The sequence below is a fragment of the Mycobacterium lehmannii genome, from assembly GCF_001499925.1.
In the GTDB taxonomy this organism is placed as follows: Bacteria; Actinomycetota; Actinomycetes; order Mycobacteriales; family Mycobacteriaceae; genus Mycobacterium; species Mycobacterium lehmannii.
The window spans coordinates 43,905-67,510 of record NZ_LQIR01000034.1; the positions used below are offsets into that span (position 1 = coordinate 43,905).

The 23,606-nt window shown below is 66.9% G+C and carries 23 protein-coding genes; 15 read left to right on the forward strand and 8 right to left on the reverse strand.

The annotated features are described in order from the left end of the window. Positions 1 to 2: 2 nt before the first annotated feature. The gene (locus tag AU192_RS17150) at positions 3 to 671 is read left to right on the forward strand and encodes a GntR family transcriptional regulator (protein ID WP_064398808.1); all 669 of its coding nucleotides are present in this window, start codon (positions 3 to 5) and stop codon (positions 669 to 671) included. On the opposite strand, the gene AU192_RS17155 is transcribed toward AU192_RS17150, so the two are convergent. Genes AU192_RS17155 through AU192_RS17180 form a run of 6 tightly spaced genes read right to left on the reverse strand, consistent with a single transcriptional unit; the run spans position 664 to position 7,540 of the window. Beyond that, positions 664 to 2,154, reverse strand: a complete 1,491-nt coding sequence (locus AU192_RS17155; RefSeq protein WP_064398288.1) for a class I adenylate-forming enzyme family protein — start codon at positions 2,152 to 2,154, stop codon at positions 664 to 666. The genes AU192_RS17150 and AU192_RS17155 overlap by 8 nt on opposite strands. After that, the gene (locus AU192_RS17160) at positions 2,147 to 3,658 is read right to left on the reverse strand and encodes a class I adenylate-forming enzyme family protein (protein ID WP_064398290.1); all 1,512 of its coding nucleotides are present in this window, start codon (positions 3,656 to 3,658) and stop codon (positions 2,147 to 2,149) included. Before AU192_RS17160 ends, AU192_RS17155 begins: the two co-directional genes overlap by 8 nt. Beyond that, positions 3,651 to 5,117 carry a class I adenylate-forming enzyme family protein gene (locus AU192_RS17165; protein WP_064398293.1) on the reverse strand — a complete coding sequence of 489 codons (1,467 nt, stop codon included), beginning with the start codon at positions 5,115 to 5,117 and terminating at the stop codon, positions 3,651 to 3,653. The genes AU192_RS17160 and AU192_RS17165 overlap by 8 nt, the downstream gene beginning before the upstream one ends. Further along, complete coding sequence (locus AU192_RS17170) at positions 5,117 to 5,908, reverse strand: enoyl-CoA hydratase/isomerase family protein (RefSeq protein WP_064398295.1); 792 nt, start codon at positions 5,906 to 5,908, stop codon at positions 5,117 to 5,119. Before AU192_RS17170 ends, AU192_RS17165 begins: the two co-directional genes overlap by 1 nt. A 1-nt stretch (position 5,909) precedes the next feature. Continuing rightward, on the reverse strand, positions 5,910 to 6,719 hold the full coding sequence (locus AU192_RS17175) for an enoyl-CoA hydratase/isomerase family protein (RefSeq protein ID WP_064398297.1): 810 nt from the start codon (positions 6,717 to 6,719) through the stop codon (positions 5,910 to 5,912). A gap of 14 nt (positions 6,720 to 6,733) precedes the next feature. Next, positions 6,734 to 7,540 carry an enoyl-CoA hydratase/isomerase family protein gene (locus AU192_RS17180; RefSeq protein WP_064398300.1) on the reverse strand — a complete coding sequence of 269 codons (807 nt, stop codon included), beginning with the start codon at positions 7,538 to 7,540 and terminating at the stop codon, positions 6,734 to 6,736. A 110-nt stretch (positions 7,541 to 7,650) separates the two neighbouring features. Between AU192_RS17180 and AU192_RS17185 the strand changes: the two genes are divergently transcribed. From AU192_RS17185 to AU192_RS17200, 4 genes are all read left to right on the forward strand, one after another. Next, positions 7,651 to 8,301: a hotdog family protein gene (locus AU192_RS17185; protein WP_064398302.1), complete on the forward strand. Its 651-nt coding sequence runs from the start codon at positions 7,651 to 7,653 to the stop codon at positions 8,299 to 8,301. Next, positions 8,298 to 9,071, forward strand: coding sequence for a FadR/GntR family transcriptional regulator (locus tag AU192_RS17190; protein WP_064398305.1), 774 nt, complete (start codon positions 8,298 to 8,300; stop codon positions 9,069 to 9,071). Before AU192_RS17185 ends, AU192_RS17190 begins: the two co-directional genes overlap by 4 nt. Positions 9,072 to 9,080: 9 nt before the next feature. Next, positions 9,081 to 9,953 carry an enoyl-CoA hydratase/isomerase family protein gene (locus AU192_RS17195; RefSeq protein WP_064398306.1) on the forward strand — a complete coding sequence of 291 codons (873 nt, stop codon included), beginning with the start codon at positions 9,081 to 9,083 and terminating at the stop codon, positions 9,951 to 9,953. A gap of 64 nt (positions 9,954 to 10,017) precedes the next feature. Then, the gene (locus AU192_RS17200; protein WP_064398309.1) at positions 10,018 to 11,193 is read left to right on the forward strand and encodes a thiolase family protein; all 1,176 of its coding nucleotides are present in this window, start codon (positions 10,018 to 10,020) and stop codon (positions 11,191 to 11,193) included. 55 nt (positions 11,194 to 11,248) lie between these two features. Here the strand turns inward: AU192_RS17200 and AU192_RS17205 are convergent, their stop codons facing one another. Continuing rightward, on the reverse strand, positions 11,249 to 11,986 hold the full coding sequence (locus tag AU192_RS17205) for a TetR/AcrR family transcriptional regulator (RefSeq protein WP_064398311.1): 738 nt from the start codon (positions 11,984 to 11,986) through the stop codon (positions 11,249 to 11,251). Positions 11,987 to 12,216: 230 nt separating this feature from the next. Here AU192_RS17205 and AU192_RS17210 point away from each other — a divergent pair, with 230 nt between their 5' ends. From AU192_RS17210 to AU192_RS17255, 10 genes are all read left to right on the forward strand, one after another. Beyond that, positions 12,217 to 13,014 carry an SDR family NAD(P)-dependent oxidoreductase gene (locus AU192_RS17210; RefSeq protein ID WP_064398313.1) on the forward strand — a complete coding sequence of 266 codons (798 nt, stop codon included), beginning with the start codon at positions 12,217 to 12,219 and terminating at the stop codon, positions 13,012 to 13,014. A 42-nt stretch (positions 13,015 to 13,056) separates the two neighbouring features. Continuing rightward, a complete protein-coding gene (locus tag AU192_RS17215; RefSeq protein ID WP_064398315.1) occupies positions 13,057 to 14,064 on the forward strand; it encodes a dihydrodipicolinate synthase family protein in 1,008 nt (335 codons plus the stop codon). Positions 14,065 to 14,149: 85 nt separating this feature from the next. Continuing rightward, entirely contained in the window at positions 14,150 to 15,016 is an 867-nt protein-coding gene (locus tag AU192_RS17220) for an enoyl-CoA hydratase (protein WP_064398317.1), read from the forward strand. Between the two features lie 23 nt (positions 15,017 to 15,039). Beyond that, positions 15,040 to 16,230, forward strand: a complete 1,191-nt coding sequence (locus AU192_RS17225; protein ID WP_064398810.1) for an amidohydrolase family protein — start codon at positions 15,040 to 15,042, stop codon at positions 16,228 to 16,230. A 103-nt stretch (positions 16,231 to 16,333) separates the two neighbouring features. Continuing rightward, positions 16,334 to 17,947, forward strand: a complete 1,614-nt coding sequence (locus tag AU192_RS17230; RefSeq protein ID WP_064398319.1) for an acyl-CoA synthetase — start codon at positions 16,334 to 16,336, stop codon at positions 17,945 to 17,947. After that, entirely contained in the window at positions 17,944 to 18,780 is an 837-nt protein-coding gene (locus AU192_RS17235; RefSeq protein ID WP_064398321.1) for an amidohydrolase family protein, read from the forward strand. Before AU192_RS17230 ends, AU192_RS17235 begins: the two co-directional genes overlap by 4 nt. After that, positions 18,780 to 19,826, forward strand: a complete 1,047-nt coding sequence (locus AU192_RS17240; RefSeq protein ID WP_064398323.1) for an acyl-CoA dehydrogenase family protein — start codon at positions 18,780 to 18,782, stop codon at positions 19,824 to 19,826. The genes AU192_RS17235 and AU192_RS17240 overlap by 1 nt, the downstream gene beginning before the upstream one ends. Then, positions 19,826 to 21,019, forward strand: a complete 1,194-nt coding sequence (locus AU192_RS17245) for an acyl-CoA dehydrogenase family protein (RefSeq protein ID WP_064398326.1) — start codon at positions 19,826 to 19,828, stop codon at positions 21,017 to 21,019. Before AU192_RS17240 ends, AU192_RS17245 begins: the two co-directional genes overlap by 1 nt. 82 nt (positions 21,020 to 21,101) lie before the next feature. Beyond that, the gene (locus AU192_RS17250) at positions 21,102 to 22,136 is read left to right on the forward strand and encodes an NAD-dependent epimerase/dehydratase family protein (RefSeq protein WP_064398329.1); all 1,035 of its coding nucleotides are present in this window, start codon (positions 21,102 to 21,104) and stop codon (positions 22,134 to 22,136) included. 7 nt (positions 22,137 to 22,143) lie between these two features. After that, positions 22,144 to 22,632: a nuclear transport factor 2 family protein gene (locus tag AU192_RS17255; protein WP_064398330.1), complete on the forward strand. Its 489-nt coding sequence runs from the start codon at positions 22,144 to 22,146 to the stop codon at positions 22,630 to 22,632. Between the two features lie 11 nt (positions 22,633 to 22,643). Here the strand turns inward: AU192_RS17255 and AU192_RS17260 are convergent, their stop codons facing one another. After that, positions 22,644 to 23,468, reverse strand: coding sequence for an alpha/beta fold hydrolase (locus AU192_RS17260; protein WP_064398332.1), 825 nt, complete (start codon positions 23,466 to 23,468; stop codon positions 22,644 to 22,646). Positions 23,469 to 23,606 lie beyond the last annotated feature (138 nt).

Below are 23,606 nucleotides of genomic sequence, written 5' to 3' on the forward strand. Positions count from 1 at the left end.
CGGTGACAGCGCCCGAATTCGCCTTCCGGCCTCAACTCGCCGAGGACGTCGCACGTTTCGTGCGCAAACGTATCTTCGACGGTACCTACGGCGCCGGCGAGTACGTGCGGCTGGAGCAACTGGCCGCCGAGCTCGGCATCAGCGTCACCCCGGTCCGCGAGGCGCTGTTCGAGTTGAAGGCCGAAGGGCTACTGGCCCAACAGCCGCGGCGCGGTTTCGTCGTACTGCCGGTGACCGGCCGCGACCTCACCGACGTGTCAAATGTGCAGGCTCACATCGGTGGTGAGCTCGCGGCGCGTGCCGCGGCCAACATCACCGACGATCAGCTGCGCGACCTTAAGCAGATCCAGTCCGACCTGGAAGCGGCGTACGCCGCCGCCGACGACGAGCGGGCGGTACGGCTCAACCACGAATTCCACCGTGCCATCAACGTCGCCGCGGACTCACCCAAGCTGGCCCAGCTGATGTCACAGATCACCCGGTACGCCCCCGAGTCGGTCTTCCCGGTCATCGCGGGCTGGCCGGAGAAGTCGAACGATCATCACCGCAGGCTGCTGGCCGCGCTGGAACAGCACGACGAGAGCCTCGCCCGCGCCGAGATGTCTGAACACCTCGCCGCAGGCGCGAAGCCGTTGATCGAGCACCTCACAGAGCGAGGCGTGGTCACCTGACCTGCTCGCGCAGGATTTCGCGCAGCGCTCGGACGTCGACTTTGCCCGACGCCTTGCGGGGGATGTCGTCGTCCTTGCCGGTCACGAGCCACACCGTCGGGACCTTGAAGGCGCTCAACCGGTTTCGGGCCTCGGCGCGCAGCTCGTCCACAGGGCGTTCCGACACCACGACGGCACCGACGGCACCTGCCACGTCGGTAACGATCGCGTTCAGCACCCCGTCGATGGTCCGCAACGCGCGCTCCACCTCGCTGGGGTACACCGTCGCGCCGCTGACCTTGAACATGTCGTCGCTGCGGCCGTGGTAGAACATGAAGCCGTCGTCGTCGAGATGTCCGAGGTCACCGGTGGGGTAGAAGCCGTCCGGAGTGAACACGTCCTCCCGGCTCCGGCGGCAGATACCCCGCATGACGTGTGGCCCGCGGATCTGGATCACCCCGATGGTCCCGGTGGGCACCGGCTCGCCGCTGTCGGGGTCGACGATACGAACCTCCATGCCGTCGAAGGGTTTTCCGCAACTGCCCCATGCTGAGCGCGGCATGTCGGTGTCGGCGGGGTAGCCGCAGTACGGTCCGAACGACTCGGTCATACCGAACAGATTGGCCCGGGCGCCGCGGACCGCGCGCTGCTCGGCTGGCAGCAACGCCTCCATGCTGCCGACCCGCAGTTGCGAGAGATCAGCTCCCACAGCGGCGTTCGCGCGTGCCAGCGCCGCCGCCTGATCTGGCCAGCCGCGAAACAGCGTCACGCGCTCGCGTTCGATCAGGCGCAGCGTCGTCTCCGGGCGGGGCATCTCCTCGGTCACCAGCGTCGCACCGGTCAGCAACGCGGACAGCAGGCCGCCGGCCAGCCCGCCCACCCAGAAGAACGGCATCGGCAGATACAACCGGGTGTCGGCGGAGATGCACCGCGCCGCCAAACCGGATCGCACCGCGCCCAAGGCGTTGCCGTGCGAGTGGATCACACCCTTGGGTGGGCCGCTGCTACCGGAGGTGAACATGATCGCCAGCGTGTCGCTCGGGGTGACCGCGGCCGCGATCTCGTCGACGGGCGCCGCGCCGCCCGACGGCAGCCGGTCCGCGTGCCAAACCTCGCGCAGGGCGGGAAGGTTGGCGCGTTCGGCCCGGATGTCGTCGAGATAGTGGTGGCCGCGGAACTCTTCGACGGACACCACGAACTGCACAGCGGCCACGCGGAGCTGGGCAGCGAGTTCGGGTGGCTGCAACAGCGTGCTCAACGGCACCAGCACCGCGCCGGCGCGGGTCAGCGCGATCGCGATCCGCACCCATTCGACGCTGTTGGGCATGATCAACGCGACCCGACTGCCTTTGCCCACCCCTGCGGCCACGACGGCGGCGGCCAGCTCGCGCGTGTCGGCGTCGAGATCGGAATAGGTGATCCTGGCCGACGGGTCGATCACCGCCGGCTTGTCGCCATGTTCGGAGGCTCGCAGTCGGACCAGTGCGTCGATCGTGTCAGACATCGAAAACCTCTGCCAATCGAGACAAGTCGACCTTTCCGCTCGACAACACCGGGATGCGGGTAGCGGGCACGGCGGCGAACCGCCGGGGGATCTTGTAGGCAGACAACTCGGTCTTGAGCCGCTGGCGACATCCGGCCTCGTCGAATGACGCACCGTCGTGCAGCGCGATGACCGCGGCGACCAGCTGGCCGCGTTCGGCGTCGGGGAGGCCGATCACGTGTGCGACGAGGCCGCCGGTCACCTTCGCGATCGCCCGTTCCACTTCCGCGGGTGCGACATTAGCGCCCGCGGTCTTGATCATCGAGCCGCGGCGGCCGACGAAGTAGAAGAAGCCGTCGGCGTCCGTGCGAACGAGGTCGCCGGTGTGGAACCAGCCCTCGGCGTCGAAGCACTCCTCCCGGCTGCGCTTGTAATACCGCTGCATCATGAACGGCCCACGGGCGCACAGCTCACCGACGGAGCCGGCGCGCACGGGCGCTCCGGTATCGGGATCGACGACCTTGACGTCGAATCCGGGAACCGGCTTGCCGAACGATCCGCGCCGGTGCTCGGGCTGATCGGATTCGTCGGCGCAGGCGAGGATGACGCTGCCGGACTCGGTCATGCCGAGCATGGTGTGGCGCAGTTCGAAATCGGCGGGCCGGACGTCGGGCGCCATGATCGGGTACAGGTTGCCTCGCCTGATCGACGACAGATCACGGCTCGGCAGGCTGGGGTGCCGGGCCAGGTGCGCGATGCCGGCCACGAAACCGTTGGTCATCGTCGGCTTCTCGGCCTCCAACAGATCGAGGGTTTCGCCGGCATCGACGGCGTTGGAGCACAGTAATGTTGCGCCGGCCAGCAAGGTGGCCAGCACCGAGTAGGCGAAGCCGCCGATCCAGAAGAACGGCGAATTGCTGAACAGCTTCTCCTCGGCGGTCAGCCCGCGGATCTCGTTGAGCACCATCTGGTGGTCGAGCAGTCCGGCGTGCGTGTGCACGACACCCTTGGGTGCGCTGGTCGACCCCGACGTGTAGATGATCGCCAATTCGTCGCACGGTTCGACATCGTCTTCGAGCGCGGCCAGCAGGTCGGTGTCGGCCAACTCCGTCGGCTCGGTGTCGACGAGAACGTGACGGAGCAGCGGAATGCCCTCGACGTCGGCGAGCCGTTGCCGGTAGTCATGAGATCGGTATGCCCCTGTGGCCAGGAGGATCTCGACGTCGGAGTGGGCGAGTTGTTCGCGCATCTCCCGTGCGGTCGCCAGCGTCGAGACCGGGATCACCACGGCGCCGATCCGCGCGGCGGCCAGCATCGCCACGACGAACGCCGACCCGTTCGGATACAACACGCCGACGTGCGTGCCCTTGCCCGCGCCGAGACAGATCAGCCCGCGAGCCAGCCGGGCCGACCGGCGTTCGGCGTCGGTATAGCTCACCCGGTCCGCATCGCAGATCAGCAGCGGCTGATCGCCCCGCGCAGCGGCCTGCGCGCGCAGCACCGACCCGACGGTGCGGTCAGCCATGGCCGGCGGTGGCTCCGGTCTCGAAGTGTTGCCGGACCGCGCTCAGGTCGGGTTTACCCGAGGGCGTGCACGGCATCTGCTCGACGATCGCGATCGCGGTGGGAACCTCATAGCGTGCCAGGCGGTTTCGCAGGAACTCCTCGAGCGTCGCGGCATCGACGGGCTCGCGCGGCTGCACCATCGCCACCGGCGTCTCCCCGAGTCGTTCGTCGGGTCTACCCACGACGGCGGCACTGTGCACCGCGGGGTGGCTCTCCAGCGCTCTGCGCACATCGTCGGGCATGACCTTGAAACCGCCGCGGATGATCGCCTGGTCCGCACGTCCGAGGATCCACACGAACCCGTCGGCATCGATGCGCGCCATGTCGGTGGTGCGCATCCAGTCCGCTGCGGGACCCAGTTGGCCGGGCTTGACCTCGAGCAGGCCGGGTTGATCGACGCCGAGGGGGTGACCGTCGTCGTCGACGACGCGCAGTTGTGCGCCGAGGCTGGCCCTTCCCACACTGCCCCGCTTGGTCTGCCAGTGCTGCTGGTAATCGGTCAGCGTCCAGCCGGCGACCCCGCCGCCGAACTCGGTTGCGGCATACGACGTCAACACCGGTATGCCGAACTTCTCGGTGAACGCGTCGGCGTCCTCGGCGGACAGTGGTGCGGTGCCGGAGGTGACCGCCTGGATGCCGGCCAGATCGTCGCGGGTCAGGTCCGAGTGCAGCACCGTGCGCAGCGCCGCGGGCACGAGGGACACCGCGCGCGGACGGTGACGCCGCACCGCGTCGACCCAGCGGTTCAGCTCGAAGCGGTCGAGCAGTACGAACGAGCGCCCCTCGCAGACGCACTGCAGCACCCGGAACACCCCGCCGATGTGCACCAGCGGGGCGTTGACGATGGCCACCCCGCGACGCAGTCGCTTCGGCGACGGCGCTTCGTCGAAGCCTTCGCCGATCACGCTGTGGGCCAACATGTCGTAGGTCAGATCGATCCGCTTGGGCGGACCGGTCGTGCCGCTGGTCAGCATCCGCACCGCGACGCCGATGCGGTTCTCCTCGGGCACCAGGGCGCGGGCCGCGGTCAAACGGATGGGGTCGCGAACCGTCGAGATCGCCACCATGTCGGTGCCCGGGGTGCGCACCAGCCGTGTCAGGTCGTCCTGTTCGCCGATCACCACCGGCAGCGCCAGCGCGTCGAGGTCGGCCCTGATGCGATCGTCGCCGCGCGACGGGTTGACGACCACCACGGTGCCCCCACCGAGCAGGACACCGAGGAAGCTCGCGACATGGGCGGGCGTATTGCGCAGCAGCATTCCGACCTGGCGCCCCACCACCCCGGCCTCGTGGACCTGCGAGGCCAATCCGTGCAACTGACCCCAGGTGACCCATTGCCCTTCGTATTCGATGGCGGGCGCGTCCGCGTCGAGCGCGAGGACATCCCGAATGCGTCTGCTGAGCGGGTGCTCACCCATCAGCGGATCCTCGGTTCGGATCGCGTGGGCGTTGGCGCTTGGGCCAACTCGGCCTGGCCGAGCGGATTGCCCAGCCGGGTGTAGATCAAGTTCTGTTCCATCGCTGCGCGATAGGGCTTCTCCAGCGACTCCCAGATCGCCTTGACGGTGCCTTGTGTCGCTGAGGGCGGTTTTGCGGCGATGCCGGCGGCGATCTCGTGTGCGCGCGCCCACAGGCGGTCGGTGGGAACCACCTCCGTCACCAAGCCCATCTGCAGAGCCGTGGTGGCGCTGACGCGTTCGTCGTTGCCCATCAACGCGATCCGCAGCGACTGGGCGAGGCCGACCCGTCGCATCAGCCCGATCGGTTCCAGTGCGCACACCAGGCCTGCGCTCACGTGGGAGTCGAAGAAGGTGGCATCCTGCGAACAGATGACCACGTCGGCCTCGTTGAGGAAATAGAACGCCCCCGCTGTGCACATGCCCTGGACCGCGCAGACGACCGGCTTCCACATCTTCTGCCACTTCGGGCTGAGGTGCTCGCCGGGATCCTCATGGTTCCACACGTTTTGAGGCTGGCCGTAGGACTCCTTGATATCCAGGCCCGCGCTGAACGCGCGGTCGCCCACCGCGCGAAGCACCACCGCGTTGACCGCGTTGTCGGTCTTGACGAGCTGCCACGCCTGCGACATCTCCTCACACATCGTGCGGTTGAAGGCGTTCAGCGATTCCGGTCGGTTCAGCGTGATGGTCGCGACGTGGTCGGTGGCGTCCACATCGACGAGGATGGTCTCGAACGACGGCTCCGACATGTTATCGACACTGCCAGTTCGGGGTGCGCTTCTCCATGAACGCCTTGGGGCCCTCGGCGGCGTCGTCGGTGCGCACCACCCGCTCACGGAACGTCTCGGCGAGGATCTCCGCCTCGTGCAGCGGCAGGTCGAGCGTCTTGTGGATGGCCAGCCGGGTACCCCGGACCGCGAGCGGGGCATTCGAGTTGACGATGTCGGCGATCTCGTGCGCGCGCTCCAACAGTCGGTCGTGCTCCACCACCTCGCTGATCATGCCCAGCTCGTATGCCCGTTCGGCGCTCATCCGCTCGTGCTTGCCCATCAGCGCCATGCGTAGCGCGATGTTGCGCGGCAGGATCCTGGCCAGCCGGACCATCTCGCGGCCGGCCACCAGACCGATGCTCACGTGTGGATCGAAGAATGTGGCCTTGTCGGAGGCGATCGCGATGTCGCCGGTGGTGATCCAGTCCAGTCCTGCCCCACAACACAACCCGTTCACGGCAGTGAGGACCGGCTTGGCCATCCGCCGGAACGGGGGAGTGCCCTCCTGTGGCGCCTCCCACTGTTCGTAGGTGGACAGGTACGGCCGCTCGTAGATGACCCTGCCGTCCTCGGGGATCTCTCCGACATCGGCGCCGGTGCAGAACGCACGGCCCGTGCCGGTCACGATCAGGATCCAGATGTCGTCGTCGTTCTCGGCTTCGTCGTAGGCGTTGCGAAGTTCTGAGACCATGTGCGGGCTCAGCGCGTTGAGCGCATTGGGCCGGTTCAAGGTGATCGTGGCCTTGTGCCCGTCGACCTCGTAGGTGATGTTCTCGAAAGTGGGGGACATCGTCTTCCTATTCGTCAGCGCCCTTGGAATTCCGGCGGCCGCTTGTCGCGGAACGCCGCCAGCCCTTCTTTGAAATCGGTGGTCCGGCAGGACAACTCGACGTTGTAGAGCTCCCTGATCATGGTGTCGGAAAGCGACGCGTGCTGGCCGTAGTGCATGGATTGTTTGGCCAGGCCCATCGCGACGGTCGGCCCGGATGCCAACCGCTCGACGAGTTCGTCGCTCACCGCGGATAATTCGTTTTCCGGCACCGCGGCGTGGATCAGACCCCACTGCGCCGCGTCGGCGCCGCTGACCCTCTCGCCCAGCAGCAGCATCCGCTTGGCGCGCGCCAGCCCGACGAGGCGGGGCAGCAGCCAGGTCGAACCCGAGTCGGGACTGAAACCGCGCCCGAGGAACGGCTCCCAGAACACGGCGTCCTTCGCGGCCACGGTGAAGTCGGCTGCCAGCGCCAGGTTACAACCGAGCGCGGCGGCCCAGCCGCGAACCGTGCACACCACCGGTAGATGAAGCGTGTGGACCAGTTCGACCACTCGGTGCGCGGTGTGGGGTTGGCGCCGGAGGATATCTCCGGTGCGGGGACGCCGCTCACCGGCGTTGGACGCTACCCAGTCCACCCCGGCGCAGAAATCCGACCCCTCGCCACGGATGTGGACGGCGCGTAGGGAATCGTCGGTGGCGGCTGCGGTCAATGTCGCCACGAGCGTGTCGGTCATGCTGCGGCTCAACGCGTTACGCCGCGAAGGGCGATTCAGCGTGATACGCAGGATCGCGCCGTCGCGCGAGGTTTCGACCACGCCGTCGTCAGCCGCATCGGTCACCGTTGAATCCGCCAATCTCGAGCTATACGGTTAGACATACAGTATTGCTATCTTGTACAAGTTAGCAAGGACAGCGGTCGAAAAGACGTCGCGCCGACGAGAGGCCATCGATGGCACAGGACACGCCGAGCTACGGCGAGCAACCGCTGGGGCAGACCGTCGCGGCCGCGGGTGCCCTGCGCCGGCTCAGCGGCCTGCTGCTGTCGCTGGAACACGACCATCCCACCGTCGACGTGATGCTGCGCCAGCTCGGTGATTGGGAACGCGAATTGGCCGCCGCCGCACCGACCGATATGACGCCGCGCATCGGCCCCGACGCCGCGGAGACGCAGCGGGTATACCTCGACCACGCCTTCGACGTCGGCGCGTACAACCCGGCGTTTCCCGAATACACCATCGACGCATTGGACGCCGACTCCTCGTCGGGCAGGGTCACGTTCCCGGTCGTCTTCGAAGGTCCACCAGGATTGGTCAACGGTGGGTTTCTCGCCGTGTTCTTCGACTGCGTGACCCAGCATCACAGCTGCGCCATGGGCCGAACGGGCAAGACCCGCTCGCTGACGGTCACCTTCCGCAGGCCGACGCCGATCCTCACGGAGCTGGAATTCGACGTGAGTCGCGTGGAGGCCGACGGCCGCGTGACATCGATGGCCCGGTTGCTGCTGGGCGAGGAGGTGTTGTGCATCGGTGAGTTCAACACGTCGGCGTCCTCACCCGAGCGGCTGTCGGTGTTCCAATTCGGGAAGCGCCGGCCGAGATGACCAGCGCGCACAGGATCCGTCAGCCCCGAGTGGCCGAGATCATCGCTGCGCGGCTGCGCGACGACATCCTGTCCGGGCGGCTCAAAGAGGGCGACGTGCTGCCATCGCAGGACGGCCTGCTCGCCGAGTTCGGCGTCAGCCCACCGGCGTTGCGCGAGGCCATCCACATCCTCGAGACGGAGGGCCTGATCTCGGTACGGCGCGGCAACATGGGGGGTGCGGTCGTGCATCAGCCGTCGGCGGACCGCACCGCCCACATGATCAGCATGGTGCTGCAGGCCCGGTCGGCGACTCCCGCGGATGTCAGCGGCGCACTGCTGCACCTCGAACCGATCTGCGCGAGCATGTGCGCGGCCAGGTCCGACCGCATGACCGAGGTCGTGCCCCACCTCGAGGACGAGATACAGAGACAGATCGACGATTTCGACGACCCGTCGCGGTATGTCCCCAATGCCCGGCGGTTTCACGAGACGATCGTCTCCCGCTGCGGCAACGAGCCAATGATCCTGTTGATCGGCTCGCTGGAGCTGATCTGGTCGGCGCACGAGTCGTCGGTGTGGGGCGATGAGACGGGCGCCGATCCGATGAACGACAAGACGATGCGGGCCGCGCTGCGCGATCACCAACGCCTGCTCGACGCGATCCGCGACGGCAACCAGGCCCGCGCGGCGCGACTGGCCGCCGACCACCTTGCGGTCGCACGGCGCAACACGCTCGCGGCCGGAACGGACAAAACCATAGAGGCCAGGCTCATTTCCGACGTTCAGTGAGGACACCCCATGACCACCGCCGATGACCGCGTGCTGTTCGACGTCGACCGCGACAAGCGGATCGCGACCATCACGCTGAACAACCCCGCCCAGCGCAACTCCTACGACGCGGCGATGCGCGAGACCGTCGGCCGCCACCTCGACCAGGTCGCCGAGGACGACGACATCACCGTCGTGTTGCTGCGCGGCACCGAAGGGGTGTTCAGCACGGGCGCGGACATGAACAACGCGTACGGCTGGTATGGCGAGAAGGACTCGCCGCAGGCCAAGCGGCGCCCGAGTCAACGGCGCCGGCTCACGGTGGACCGCAAGACCTTCGGCTTCTACCACAACTTCATGGGCTTTCCGAAAGTCACGGTGGGGGAGGTCAGCGGCTATGCGCTGGGCGGCGGCTTCGAGATGGCGTTGATGACCGACATCTCCGTCATCGCCCGCACCACCAAGATCGGCATGCCCGCCACCCGGTTCCTCGGCCCCGCACTGGGAAGCCTGCACATGTTCTTCCACCGGCTGGGCCCGGTGTTGGCCCGTCGGCTGCTGCTGACCGGCGACATCATCGAGGCGGGCTCGATCGAACATCTCGGCGTCTTCACCGAGACCTGCGAGGCCGACCAGGTGACCAAGCGGGCCCGGTACTGGGCGGAGAAGGCCGCCAAGATGCCCGCCGACGGGATCGTGATCGCCAAGGAGGCGTTCCGCCTCGTCGAGCAGAGTCAGGCCTACCAGGGCGAGGAAGTGGCGAGCTACCTGTTCCACGCGTACGGGACGAACCTGCAGTTCGCCGAGGGTGAGTTCAACTTCGTCAAGACCCGCGCGCAGCACGGCACCAAGGAGGCCTTCCGGCTGCGTGACGAGCATTTCCACGTACCCGAGCCCGAGTAGCGGAGTCCGCTACACTAGCTGCTAGTTTTGTAACGTCGTTAACGTCGAAACCCGAGGTAGAAACATGGGAACACCCGTCATCGTCGGTGCCGCCAGGACCGCGATCGGTCGATCCTTCAAGGGGACACTGGTCAACACTCCGCCGGAGACGCTGATCACCGCCGTCCTGCCGGAAGTGATCCGTCGCTCGGGTATCGACCCCAACGACATCGACGATCTGATCTTCGCCGAATCCCATTATGGCGGAGGCGATTTGGCTCGCTATGCGGCCGACGCGGCCGGGCTGCCGGATGTCCCGGGCCAGTCGGTGAACCGGCACTGTGCGGGCAGCCTCACCGCGATCGGCAACGCCGCGGCGCAGATCGGCTCCGGTATGGAACGTGCGCTGATCGCCGGCGGTGTGCAGTCGCTGTCGATGACGCCGCTGGTCAACTGGCGTATCCCGGGCCCTGAGCTGAAGTTCGAAGAGAAGTGGATGCCGCCCACCCACGTCGAGACGCCGGACGCGCCGACGCGCGACATGTCGATCACCGTCGGATGGAACACCGCGCAGTCGGTCGGCATCACGCGTGAGGAGATGGACGCCTGGGCGGCGCGCTCACACCAGCGCGCGATCGCCGCGATCGACGCGGGCAGGTTCGTCGACGAGATCGTGCCGCTGAAGGTGCAGCAGTTCGATGGCTCGGTCACCGAGTTCAGCGTCGACGAGCACCCGCGCCGCGACACCACGGCCGAGAAGCTGGCCGGCCTCAAGCCCCTGCACCCCGAGATCGAGGGCTTCTCGATCACCGCGGGCAACAGCAGCGGCACCAACGACGCGGCCGCCGCGGTGGCGCTCGTCGACAGCGACTACGCCGCCGCCAACAACCTGACCACGCTGGCCACCGTGAAGGCCTGGGCCGCGGCGGGTGTGCCCCCGCGCGACTGCGGGCTCGGCGCGGTGAAGGTGATCGGCAAGGTGCTCGACCGCGCCGGACTCAAGCCGTCCGACGTCACGCTGTGGGAGATCAACGAGGCGTTCGCGTCGGTGCCGATCGCGGCGTGCCGCGAGTACGGCATCGACGAGGAGCTGGTGAACTTCTCCGGAAGCGGCTGCAGTCTCGGCCATCCCATCGCGGCATCGGGTGCGCGGATGGTCACCACGCTGGTCTACGAATTGCAGCGGCGCGGCGGCGGAATCGGCGTCGCGGCCATGTGTGCCGGCGGCGGCCAGGGCGGCGCGGTCGTCGTCGAGGTCTAGCAGGCTTGGGTGTAGTTGGTTGCGGTGAGCGCGACCAACTACACCGAACCCGCATCTAGCGCTTGCGGGCGGCCTTCTTCGCCGACTTCGCGCCGGCGTCATCGATCAGGCGTTCCGCCCGGTCCAGGATGCACTCGAGACCGAACTCGAAGTTCTTGTCGTCGGCCGCCCCGATGTGGTGGCCCTTCTCGGTGACCAACGCCAGCAGCGGTGTGCTGTCGGCGTCGATGCTCATGGTGTCCTCGAGATCGCTGGGGCCCTCGTTGGCGGCCCGATTCTTCTCCCGAAGGCGGTACAGCACAACGGATCCGCGAACGTGCACCGAGACCGCCGAGTAGGTGTCGAACGCGTCCTCGGCCGACAGGCCTGCCTCGACCAGGCCGGCGATCGCTTTCTCCACCTCCTGCACGCCGAGCTTGGCCACCCGGGGGCTCAGCGCCGACCGGATGAGGATCAGGTCGCAAAGAATCGGGTTGCCCATGAACGTCTTTCGCATGGTGTGGGCATGGTTGCGCAGCGTCTCACGCCAGTCCTTGGCTTCGACATATGGCGTGGCGAACACGTACTGGCGCAGCGCGCGGTCGGTCATCGCGTTGAGGAGATCGTCCTTCTTGCGGAAGTACCAGTAGATGCTGGTGACGCCGACGCCGAGATGCTTGCCGAGCAACGGCATGGACAGGTTGTCGATGCCCACCTCTTCGGCGAGTTCGAAGGCGCCCTTGATGATGTCGTCGGGATTGATCGATCCGCGCTCGCGTCGTTGACGCTTCTCCGCGGTCGCCTGCCTTGCCACCTAGGGCACCTCCATCGATAAGCCGCGCGCACCCCCCGTAAAGCGGGTTGGTGGACCTGAATGTACCGTCAGCCGCCCCTGATCTGCGCCAATGCAGGTGTGTCGCGGCTGCGCCGTTGCCGTCAACCATACCGGGAGCCGTTCCGTCACCGGCCTCCACATGGATTCCGCTGTTCTACTGTAAGTCCTATAGTAAGCTTTTCTACGCAATCGGGTGAGCGAAAGGCCGCATGGACCTCGGGCTGAAGGACGCCACCGCTGTCGTCGTCGGCGGCGGGCGCGGAATGGGCTTTGCGACGGCGCGCTGCCTGGCCGAGGACGGGGCCAGGATCGCGGTTGTGGGGCGGACGCCGGATGTCCTCGAAGATGCGGCGACGGCCCTTGCCGAAATCGGCAGCCCGGACACGCTCGCGCTGAGCGCCGACACCACCGAAGCCGATCAGGTGCAGCGAGCCTTCGACGAAGTCGCGCAGCGCTGGGACGGGCGACTCAACATCCTGATCAACGCCGTCGGCCCCGACGCCGTCGGCACCTTCGAGGACCTGACCGACGAACAGTGGCGCGTCGCGTTCGACAGCGGCGTGATGGGCATGGTGCATTGCGTGCGCTCGGCGCTACCGCTGTTGCGCGCGGCCGAATGGGCGCGCGTGGTCAACTTCTCCGCCCATTCGACGCAACGGCAGAGCGTGATCCTGCCCGCCTACACCGCCGCCAAAGCGGCGCTGACGAGCATCTCGAAGAACCTGTCGCTGCTGCTGGCCCCCGACGAGATCATGGTCAACGTGGTCTCTCCGGGCAGCATCGCCTCCGAGGCGCTGATCGGCTGGGCCGAGTCGGTGGGCGTCGACGGCAACGATCCGTACGCGTTGATGTCGGCCATCGGCGAGCACTTCGGCCATCCGGCGCATCTCCCGCGCGCGGGTTTGCCCGGCGAAATCGCGCCCGTGGTCGCGTTTCTCGCGTCCCGCCGCAATTCGTACATGACCGGTGCCAACGTCAATGTCGACGGGGGCTCAGATTTCACCTGAGCTTTAGCGTGGGGTTCATCGGAATCGGCTGAGGAGGTCATCGTGGCTTCGGCGAAGGACGCCCGGGAGTGGGCTCGAAATCATCTGCGCGGGATCGGTGATTCGCTGTACACGCCGTTTCGCGGTGTCGACGGTGACGACATCGACTGGGACGCCTACCGGACGCTGGTGCGGCACTGCGTCGGTGCGTTGAACCATCCGCTGTTGTGGTGCACGAGCGGTATCGCCGAGTTCTGGGCGCTGACCATCGACGAGCGAAAGCGGTTGCTGGAGATCGCGATCGAGGAGGGCCGCGCCGCCAACCCCGACGTCGTCGTGCAGGCGTGCACGGCGGCGACGGCTGCCAAGGACTGCCTCGAGCTCACGCGTCACGCGCAAGAGGCCGGCGCCGACATCGTCTACATCCAGACACCGATGATGGAGGCGCACGGCGGGCAGGGGGTGCTGAACTTCTTCCGCTACATCGCCGACCGCACCGACATCGCGTTGGGCATGTTCAATTCGCCGTCGTCGGGCTATGTCCTGACGCCGGCCGAAAGCGCCGCCATCTACGACCAGATTCCGGCGGTCTGCGCGACGAAGGAAGGGGCGTTCCGCCCGATGGCCAGCCGGATGCTGCACGAGTTGGCGCCGGATCTCGCGGTGTGGGAGTGCGACAAGACCGTCTACCGCGCGGGCTGGCTGCGCGACGGCATCGTCTGCCCCGCGCAGCTCGGCACCGCCGGCTACCTGTTCGAGACCCCGGAGCGACGCGTGTTCAGCGAGTACTGGGAGCTGATTGTCAACGACAAACTGGTCGAGGCGATGGACCACGCGCGCGAGTCCGGGCTCGACCAGTTCGACCTCGACATGGGTTCGTGGTTCACCTGCTATCCCGGGCGGCCCGACTACTTCACCCACTGGGGAGGGGCGTTCAAGTACGCGGCGTCGGTGCTCGGCCTGCCGATCGGGGCGTATCCGCACTCCCGGCCGCCGCAGGCCCACCTACCCGCCGAGGCGAAAGCCCAGATCGACACCGCTTATCGGCGGCTCGGGCTGGTCGACAACTAGCTGAGCGACGGTTGCGGAAGGCGCTACCGATAGGTGTACAGTATGAGCATTCACAGAGCTTGCGCCGCTGGAAGGGGACTGCTGGGTGAGCGCTCCTGACCAAGTCGCCGACGCCCACTCCGACTCCGAGGCCGCGCCGGTCCGCTACGAGGTGTTCGACACCGGGGTCGCGCTGCTCACCTTCAACCGGCCCGACCGGATGAACGGGTGGGGCGGAGGGCTCGCCTGCACGTTCTACGAACGCATGGACGACGCCGAGGCCGACCCCGAGGTGCGCGTGATCGTGGTCACCGGCAGCGGCCGCGCGTTCTGCGCCGGGGCCGACATGGGGGACCTGACGACGATCAGCGCCGCGACGGTGGATGCCACCGCCGACACCGACGTCGGCAAGCTGGTCGGCGCCCGGCATCCGCATTTTGTGATGGGCATGCGCAAGCCCGTTATCGCCGCGATCAACGGCGCCTGCGCGGGCATGGGGCTGACGCTGGCCCTGGCGTGCGACGTGCGGTTCGCGGCCGAGAACGCCAAGTTCACCACGTCGTTCGCCCGGCGCGGGTTGATCGCCGAATACGGCATCTCGTGGATCCTGCCGCGCATCGTCGGCACCGGGGTGGCCATGGACCTGCTGCTGTCGGGGCGGGTGTTCTTCGCCGACGAGGCCGCCCGGCTGGGCGTGGTCAACGAGGTGGTGGCACCGGACGAGTTGCTGGCCCGCGCGATCGGCTACGCCGAGGACATGGCCGCCAACTGCGCGCCCAGTTCACTGGCGGTGATCAAACAACAGGTGTACGCAGACAGCATGCGCGATGTCTTCGACGCCAGCGACCACGCCGAGAAGCTGATGCACGAGTCGATGACCCGACCCGACTTCCTCGAGGGCATCACGAGTTTCTTCGAGAAGCGCCCGCCGAACTTTCCGCCCCTGAAACCTGAGAAGGAGGATGCGTCGTGAGCGCACCACAGCCCTTGGACTACATGGCGATCGACGTGGACAACCACTACTACGAACCGCTGGACGCGTGCACCCGGCACCTGCCCAAAGAATTCCGCAGCCGCGGCGTGCAGATGCTGAGCGACGGAAAACGCACCTACGCGGTGTTCGGCGGTGTGATCAACCATTTCATCCCCAACCCGACGTTCGACCCGATCATTGAACCCGGCTGCCTGGACCTCCTGTTCCGCGGCGAGATACCCGAAGGTGTGGATCCGGCGTCGCTGATGAAGGTCGACCGCCTGGCCGATCATCCCGAGTACCAGAACCGCGACGCACGCGTGAAGATTCTCGACAAGCAGAACCTCGAAACCGTGTTCATGCTGCCGACTTTCGCGTGCGGCGTCGAGGAGGGCCTCAAACACGACATCCCGGCCACCATGGCGACAGTCCATGCTTTCAACCTTTGGCTCGACGAGGACTGGGGCTTCGACCGGCCCGATCACCGCATCATCGCCGCGCCGATCATCTCGCTGGCCGACCCCGTGAAGGCCGTCGAGGAGGTCGAGTTCGTGCTGAGCCGGGATGCGAAGCTGGTGTGCGTGCGGCCGGCGCCGGTGCCGGGTGAAGTAAGGCCGCGCTCACTCGGCGATCCGCTGCACGACCCGGTGTGGGCGCGCCTGGCCGAAGCCGGTGTCCCCGTGGTCTTCCATCTGTCGGATTCGGGCTACATGGCGATCCCGGCGCTGTGGGGTGGCAGCGGTGTGTTCAAGGGCTTCGGTAGGCGCGATCCGCTCGACATGGTGATCATGGACGACCGCGCCATCCACGACAGCATCGCCTCGATGATCGTCCATCAGGTGTTCACCCGCCACCCCAAGCTCAAGGTGGTGAGCATCGAGAACGGCTCCTACTTCGTCTACCGGCTCATCAAGCGGCTCAAGAAGTCCGCCAACAACGCGCCGTACCACTACAAGGAGGATCCGGTCGAGCAGCTGCGCAACAACGTGTGGATCGCGCCGTACTACGAGGACGACGTGAAGCTGCTCGCCGACACCATCGGCGTCGACAAGATCCTGTTCGGGTCGGACTGGCCGCACGGTGAGGGGCTGGCGGATCCCACCTCGTTCACCGCCGATATCCCGCAGTTCCCGGAGTTCAGCCACGAGGACACTCGAAAGGTGATGCGCGACAACGCTCTCGAACTGCTGGGCGTGACCGTGACGGCCAAGTGATGCCGACCGGATTCGGAATCAGGCGCCACTGTGCGGTTTCATCCGGACATGGCCGCGTGTCGCGGATGAAACCGCACAACGGGAACCTCGGGGGCGCTGGCAGATGAGCGAGTGGACGATCGGGGCGGTCCTCGACGCAATCGCGCAGGCCGCGCCGGACCGGTTGATGACGGTCTGCGGTGACCGGCGCAGCACGTTCGGCGAGTCCGCAGAGCGCACCCGCCGGCTAGCGAACTTCCTGGCCGGTCAGGGGTTCGGCGCGCACCGGGAACGCGCGGATCTGCAGAACTGGGAGTGCGGACAGGACCGGGTCGCGCTGCTCATGCACAACGACCTGTACCCGGACATGGTGATCGGATGTCTGAAGGCCCGGACGGTTCCGGTCAACGTCAACTACAACTACACCCCGCGCGAGGTCGCCGAGCTCCTCGACTACCTGCGTCCGCGCGCGGTGATCTACCACCGGTCGTTCGGCCCGAAGTTCGCCGACGTGCTGCCGCCCGCTTCGGCGGACCTGTTGATCGAGATCGACGACGACGCTTACGTACGACAGCTCGCCGACGCCATCACACTCGATGATGTTCTCGCGCAAGGCGATAGCGACGTCGACATCACCGCCTCGCCCGATGACGTCATGATGGTGTGCACGGGCGGGACAACCGGCAGGCCCAAGGGCGTGATGTGGCGCCAGAGCGACACCTACGTCATCTCGATGAACGGGGCCGACCACGAGTCGGTCGACGAGATCCACGCCAAGGTCGCGCACGGCGGTCAGGCCTGGTTCGCGGTCTCGCCGCTGATGCATGCGGCGGGGATGTGGACGGCGTTCGCCGCCCTGCTCAACGGCTTGCCCGTGATCCTCTACGACCGAACGCGATTCGACGCGCGGGCGGTGCTGGAAACCGCCCAGCGGGAGAAGGTCGGGCTGATGACGATGGTCGGCGACGCCTACGCGGCACCGTTGGTCGAGGAGCTGCGTCGCGGCTCCTATGACCTGTCGTCCTTGTTCGCGATCGGGACCGGCGGGGCGGCCACCAATCCGAAACATCAACGCGCCCTGCTGGAGTTGCTTCCTCAGATCACCCTCATCAACGGATACGGGTCCTCCGAGACCGGCAACGTCGGATTCGGTCGCAGCCAGCGCGGCGAGCAGAAGGAGACCTTCGAGCTGCGCGAGGGCGCGCTGGTGCTGTCCGAGGACTACCGCCGCTTCCTCGAGCCCGGCGAGGACGAGATCGGCTTCGTCGCCCGCGGCGGCCGAATCCCGCTCGGCTACTTCGACGACGAGGCGGCGACGCGCCGGACCTTCCCGGTGGTCGACGGTCAGCGCGTGGTCATCTCGGGTGACCGCGGATCGCTGGCCGCCGACGGCACGCTGCGGTTGTTCGGACGCGATTCGTTGGTCGTCAACACGGGAGGCGAGAAGGTGTTCGTCGAGGAGGTCGAAGAGGTGCTGCGCGCGCATCCGGCGATATCGGATGCCCTGGTGGTGGGGCGGCCGAGCGAGCGGTGGGGTGAGGAGATCGTGGCGCTCGTTTCGCTGCGCGACGGCGCTCAAACCGCTCACGAGCCGTTGCACGCGCACTGCACGTCGAGCCTGGCCCGGTTCAAGGCGCCCAAGGAGTTCATCTTCGTCGACCAGGTGCGTCGGCTTGGAAACGGCAAGCCCGACTACCGCTGGGCCAAAGCCGCTGCGACACAACAGGTGAGCGCATGAGCACACGGGCCATTGATTGTCTGGTCAACGTCCACTTCGGCGAGACCGAACAACAGCCGACATGGATGCTCAAGGTCCGCGACGACTACTTCAAGGGCCCACAGTCGATGTTCGCCCCCGTCGACCTCGGCGAACTGCTCGAGGAGATGGACGAGCAGGGGGTCCAGAAGGCGATCCTGATGGACAGTATCGCCAAACCCTCGACCACGGCGCGCAAGTTCGTCGACGCCAGACCCGACAGGTTCGCGCTGGCGATCGGCGGGGTCAACCTGCTGCGCCCGATCCCGTCGCTGCGCGAGTTGGCGTCCGTCGTCAACGACTTGCCGGTGGCGTATGCGGCGGTGGGACCGAGCTTTTGGGGCGACGGGCAATACCCGCCCAGCGACGCCGTGTACTACCCGCTCTACACCAAGTGCGCCGAACTCGGGCTGCCGCTGTGCGTCAACACCGGGATACCCGGCCCGCCGATCCCCGGCGAGGTGCAGAACCCGATCCACCTCGACCGCGTCTGCGTGCGATTCCCCGAACTCAAACTGTGCATGATCCACGGCGCCGACCCGTGGTGGGACGTCGCGATCCGCCTGCTGATCAAATACCAGAACCTTCGCCTGATGACGTCGGCGTGGTCGCCGAAGCGGCTGCCTGACAGCCTGCTGCACTACATGCGCACCCGTGGTCCGAACAAGGTGATCTACGCGTCGGACTGGCCGGTGCTCAAGATGCGTCGGATCGTGCCCGAGGCGCTCGCTCTTGACCTGCCGGCCGAGGTGCTGGACAACTACCTGTACAACAACGCGCAGGAGTTCTTCTTCGGCGCCGACGAGGAGCAGTGATGGACCGCTACGAACTGCGCAGGCTCGACTACAGCCTGTCGGATGATCACCAGGCGCTGCAGGCGGCGTACAAGGACTTCTTCAAGACGCACTGTTCGATCGAGACCGTCCGCGCCGCAGAGGCATCCGGCTTCGACAAGAGCCTCTGGGAGCGGCTGTGTACGATGGGCGCGACCACGATGGCCCTGCCCGAGGACGTGGGCGGCGACGGAGCGACGCTGGTCGATCTGACCTTGGTGGCCGAGGAGATCGGCCGCTCGCTGGCGCCGGTGCCGTGGATCGACCACGTGAGCGCGGCGCGCCTGCTCGGCCGACTCGGCGCGACCGCCCCTGACATCGTGAGTGGTACGCAGGTCGTGGGGCTGGACCCGCAGCAGGACAGCGCTTCTGGTGTGCGCCTGCTGCCGAGCGGATCGGTTGCCGACCACATCGTGCTGCGCGACGGTGACGACATCGTCAAGCTGACGTTCGCCACCCGACCCACCAAGGTCGACAACATCGGCCGACTGCCCATGGCGTGGATCGACCCGGCCGCCGCAGACACCCGCACCGTCCTGACCAGCGGGACCGACGCGCTCGCGGAGTATCAACGGGCACTTGACGAATGGCGGGTGCTGACCGGAGCGGCGCTCGTCGGTCTGGTCGAGGAGACGATGACGATCGCCGCGGAGTTCGCCAAGTCGCGTTACACCCTCGGAGTGCCCATCTCGACACTGCAGGCGATCTCGCATCCACTGGCCAACATCGCCATCACGGTGCAGGGCGGGCGCAACCTGGCCCGGCGCGCCGCATGGTTCCTCGACAACGAACCCGACGAGCGGCCCGAACTGGCGCCGTCGGCGTTCGTGTTCATGGCCGAAGAGGCGTCCAAGGCCGCCACGATGGCGGTGCAGGTTCAAGGCGGGCTCGGGGTGTCGGCGGAGGCCGCCGCCAGTGCGTACCTCCTGCGTGCCCGCGGGTGGGCGCTCGCCGGGGGAGATCCGGCCGCCGCCGCCAAGTACATCGCCGGGATCGTCGCGGCTCGCGAGAGTGGAGAGGGCAAGTAATGGATTTCTCACGGGTCGAACTCTCCGAAGAGGACCAGGCGTTCCTCGAGGAGTCGCGCGCCTTCCTGCGCGAGATCGTCACCGACGACGTCATCCGGCGCGACCGTGAGACCGGCGACAACTTCGACGAGGGCGTGCATTTGGCGCTGGGCAAGGCCGGTTACCTTGCCCGCGAATGGAAGCCCGAGTCCGAGGGCGGGTTCAACCGGGTTCGGCGGCGCATCTGGGAGCTGGAGAAGCGCCGCGCCCACGTGCCATGGGTGACGTTCGGCACCACGGCCATGATCGCCCGGTCGGTCGACAAGTTCGGCTCACCCGAACTCAAGGCCGAGGTCATGCCGCGGGTGTACACCGGCGAGGTCCGGCTCTGCCTGGGCTACACCGAACCCGAGGGCGGATCCGACGTGGCCACGTGCAAGACCAGGGCCGTGCGCGACGGCGACGGGTGGGTTATCAACGGCTCCAAGATGTTCACCACCGGCGCGCACAACTGCCAGTACGTCTTCCTGATCACCAACACCGACCCCGACGCACCGAAACACAAGAGCCTCACCATGTTTCTGGTTCCATTGGATTCGCCCGGCATCGAGATCCAGGGCATCCGCACCGTCGACGGCGACCGGACGAACATCGTCTACTACAGCGACGTACGCGTCGACGACAAGTACCGTCTCGGTGAGGTCAACGACGGCTGGACCGTGGTGCGCGAACCGCTCAACGTCGAACACGGCGCCGTCGAGGCGGCCGCCGACGGCCTGCAGGACGTCTCGATCATGATGCACCAGGCCAACACCATGGCCGCCGCTGTCGACAAGGCCGCAGCCAAGGTCACGGAACCGGATCCCAACGGCCGCAGGCTGATCGACGATGGGTCGGTCGCATACCGCTTGGGCCGCAGCGTCGCCCGCATGGAGGCGTCGTTCTCGGCCACCAGCATCTTCGGTCGGGTGGCCTTGGCGCAGACGATGCGCGACATCTCACCCGATCTGATGGATCTGCTCGGTACTGCGGCCTCGCTGCCGCTGGGCACCGACGGTGCCGCCGACGACGGCGCGGCCGAATACGTGTACCGCTTCGCGCCGCTGGTCGGGATCTACGGCGGCACGCTGGAGGTGTTCCGCAACATGATCGCCCAGTACGTGCTCGGCCTCGGCAAGCCCGCATACGCCCCGCCGGCCAAGAAAGCCTCTTGACCTTGATTCCGCGAGCGTCCGCGTTTGCACACGACACGCCGCGACAAGGTGACAATTTCCGGTCGCTCGCGAGGTAGAGAGAATGACAGAAACGCCCCCGACAGCTACACCGCCCGCCCGCCGCGCGCTGGTGATGGGCCCGAGCGGTTTCGTCGGTTCGCACGTCACACGCAAACTCGCCGAACGCGGCGACGACGTCCGGGTGTATCTGCGTCAGACGAGCTCGACGGTGGCGATCGATGACCTCGACGTCGAACGCTGTTACGGCGATCTCTACGACGAGGAAGCGCTGCGCGCGGCGATGGCCGACCGTGACGTCGTCTACTACTGCGTCGTCGACACCCGATTCCATCTGAGCGACCCGGCCCCGCTGTTCGAGACAAACGTCAACTGCCTGCGCCGCGTGCTCGACGTCGCGGCGAAGGCCGGGCTGCACCGGTTCGTCTTCTGCAGCACCATCGGCACGATCGCGCTCGGCGACGGGAGCCGCCCGGTGACCGAGGACATGCCCTTCGACTGGGGAGACAAGGGCGGTGCGTACATCGAATCGCGCCGCCAGGCCGAGGAACTGGTCCTGTCCTACGCCCGCGACCGTGGCCTTCCCGCCGTGGTGATGAACGTGTCCAACCCGTACGGGCCCCGCGACTGGCAACCGCACCAGGGGCTGATGGTGCAGTACGCGGCGCTCGGCAAGATCCCGGCCTACATCAAAGGCGTGTCCACCGAGGTCGTCGGTATCGAAGACGTCGCCGAGGCGTTCCTGCTCGCCGGCGAGCGCGGCGCGGTCGGCGAGCGCTACATCATCTCCGAGAGCTACATGCCGATGCGCGATATGCTCACGACGGCGGCCAGGGCGGTCGGGGCCAAAGGACCGCGATTCGGAGTCCCGCTTCCCGTGGTTTACGCGGCGGTGCGGGTCGCAGGCGCGCTGGCCCGACTGTTGCGGCGAGAACTCCCGATCAACACAACCGGTATTCGGCTCTTGCACATCATGGCGCCTGCAGACCACGGTAAGGCGACCCGAGAACTCGGCTGGCACCCGCGGCCCACCGCCGAGTCGCTCGAGCGGGCCGCGCATTTCTACGTCGAACAGGCGAAGAGGACGACCGCAAGATGACCACGAGATGACCGAAGCCGACCTCGTCGAGATCGAGGCGATCAAACAACTGAAGGCCCGCTACTGTCGTCTCCTCGACACCAAGGACTGGGTGGCGTGGCGGGGACTGTTCGCCGACGACTTCCTCAGCGACACTTCCCCTGCCGGTGGGAAGGTGATCCGTGGCGCCGACGACTTCGTCGCGTTCACCCGTAAGAGCCTGCGCAGTCAGGTCACCGTCCATCAGGTGCACGCCCCTGAGATCGAGCTGACCTCACCGACGACGGCACGCGGCGTATGGGCTCTTGAAGACGTCGTGCGCTTCGGCCCCGGCGTCAACCTGCGCGGCTACGGCCACTATCACGAGACCTACGAGAAGATCGACGGCCAGTGGCGCTTCACCAGTTCGACCTTGACGCGCCTGCGCGAAGACGTCTTCAACGGCATTGTCGCCGTGTACATCTCCGCCCGCGTGCGCAAGCTCATCATGGCGGCCTCCCGCCGCGCGATGAAGTGAGCCGCCCGCGGTCAGGACCGGATGAACTCAAGCAGGTCGGGGTTGATGACGTCGTGGTGGGTGACGAACGCGCCGTGCGGAAAGCCGGGGTAGGTCTTCAAGGTTCCGTTCGGCAGTAGCTTCGCCGACAGCGGACCGGAGTTCTCGTAAGGCACGATCTGGTCGTCGTCGCCGTGCATCACCAGGACCGGAATGGTGATCTTCTTCAGGTCCTCGGTGAAGTCGGTCTGCGAGAAGGCGACGATGCCGTCGTAATGCGCCTTGGCACCACCCATCATGCCTTGGCGCCACCAGTTCTCGATGATCGCTTCCGACGGTTCCACGCCCGGGCGGTTGAACCCGTAGAACGGGCCGGCGGCCAGAGAGCGATAGAACTCCGAGCGGTTCGCCGCCAACTGCGCCTGCAGATCGTCGAACACGTCCTTGGGCAGGCCGCCGGGATTGGCGTCCGTCTTGACCATCAGCGGCGGTACGGAACTGATCAGCACCGCCTTGGCCGCACGCGACTGCCCGTGCCGAGCCAGATAGTGCGCCACCTCGCCACCGCCGGTGGAGTGGCCGATGTGGACCGCGTCGTGCAGATCGAGGTGCTCGACGACGGCCGCGAGATCGTCGGCGTAGTGGTCCATGTCGTGGCCGTCGGCGACCTGAGCGGAGCGGCCATGCCCACGGCGGTCGTGGGCGATCACACGGTATCCGTGTTGTAGGAAGAACACCATCTGCGTGTCCCAGTCGTCGGCCGACAGCGGCCAACCGTGGCTGAACACGATCGGCTGACCCGACCCCCAATCCTTGAAGAAGATCTCGACGCCGTCGTTCGTGGTGATCGTGGGCATTGGTGGCTCCTTCCCGGGAGGCTACGCGCACTCTGCCACGCCATGTCCTCCCGCGCGAGCGTGCGAGTCTGCACAGGACACGCCGGTCACGAGCGACACTGCACGCACGCTCACCCCGCGGTGACTGTGCGTCTCCCG

Bases quoted from the DNA above. Each gene is read 5' to 3' on its own strand.
- AU192_RS17155 (WP_064398288.1), bottom strand. From the start codon at position 2,154: ATGTCTGACACGATCGACGCACTGGTCCGACTGCGAGCCTCCGAACAT.
- AU192_RS17160 (WP_064398290.1), bottom strand. From the start codon at position 3,658: ATGGCTGACCGCACCGTCGGGTCGGTGCTGCGCGCGCAGGCCGCTGCG.
- AU192_RS17165 (WP_064398293.1), bottom strand. From the start codon at position 5,117: ATGGGTGAGCACCCGCTCAGCAGACGCATTCGGGATGTCCTCGCGCTC.
- AU192_RS17170 (WP_064398295.1), bottom strand. From the start codon at position 5,908: ATGTCGGAGCCGTCGTTCGAGACCATCCTCGTCGATGTGGACGCCACC.
- AU192_RS17175 (WP_064398297.1), bottom strand. From the start codon at position 6,719: ATGTCCCCCACTTTCGAGAACATCACCTACGAGGTCGACGGGCACAAG.
- AU192_RS17185 (WP_064398302.1), top strand. From the start codon at position 7,651: ATGGCACAGGACACGCCGAGCTACGGCGAGCAACCGCTGGGGCAGACC.
- AU192_RS17190 (WP_064398305.1), top strand. From the start codon at position 8,298: ATGACCAGCGCGCACAGGATCCGTCAGCCCCGAGTGGCCGAGATCATC.
- AU192_RS17195 (WP_064398306.1), top strand. From the start codon at position 9,081: ATGACCACCGCCGATGACCGCGTGCTGTTCGACGTCGACCGCGACAAG.
- AU192_RS17200 (WP_064398309.1), top strand. From the start codon at position 10,018: ATGGGAACACCCGTCATCGTCGGTGCCGCCAGGACCGCGATCGGTCGA.
- AU192_RS17210 (WP_064398313.1), top strand. From the start codon at position 12,217: ATGGACCTCGGGCTGAAGGACGCCACCGCTGTCGTCGTCGGCGGCGGG.
- AU192_RS17225 (WP_064398810.1), top strand. From the start codon at position 15,040: ATGGCGATCGACGTGGACAACCACTACTACGAACCGCTGGACGCGTGC.
- AU192_RS17230 (WP_064398319.1), top strand. From the start codon at position 16,334: ATGAGCGAGTGGACGATCGGGGCGGTCCTCGACGCAATCGCGCAGGCC.
- AU192_RS17235 (WP_064398321.1), top strand. From the start codon at position 17,944: ATGAGCACACGGGCCATTGATTGTCTGGTCAACGTCCACTTCGGCGAG.
- AU192_RS17240 (WP_064398323.1), top strand. From the start codon at position 18,780: ATGGACCGCTACGAACTGCGCAGGCTCGACTACAGCCTGTCGGATGAT.
- AU192_RS17245 (WP_064398326.1), top strand. From the start codon at position 19,826: ATGGATTTCTCACGGGTCGAACTCTCCGAAGAGGACCAGGCGTTCCTC.
- AU192_RS17250 (WP_064398329.1), top strand. From the start codon at position 21,102: ATGACAGAAACGCCCCCGACAGCTACACCGCCCGCCCGCCGCGCGCTG.
- AU192_RS17255 (WP_064398330.1), top strand. From the start codon at position 22,144: ATGACCGAAGCCGACCTCGTCGAGATCGAGGCGATCAAACAACTGAAG.
- AU192_RS17260 (WP_064398332.1), bottom strand. From the start codon at position 23,468: ATGCCCACGATCACCACGAACGACGGCGTCGAGATCTTCTTCAAGGAT.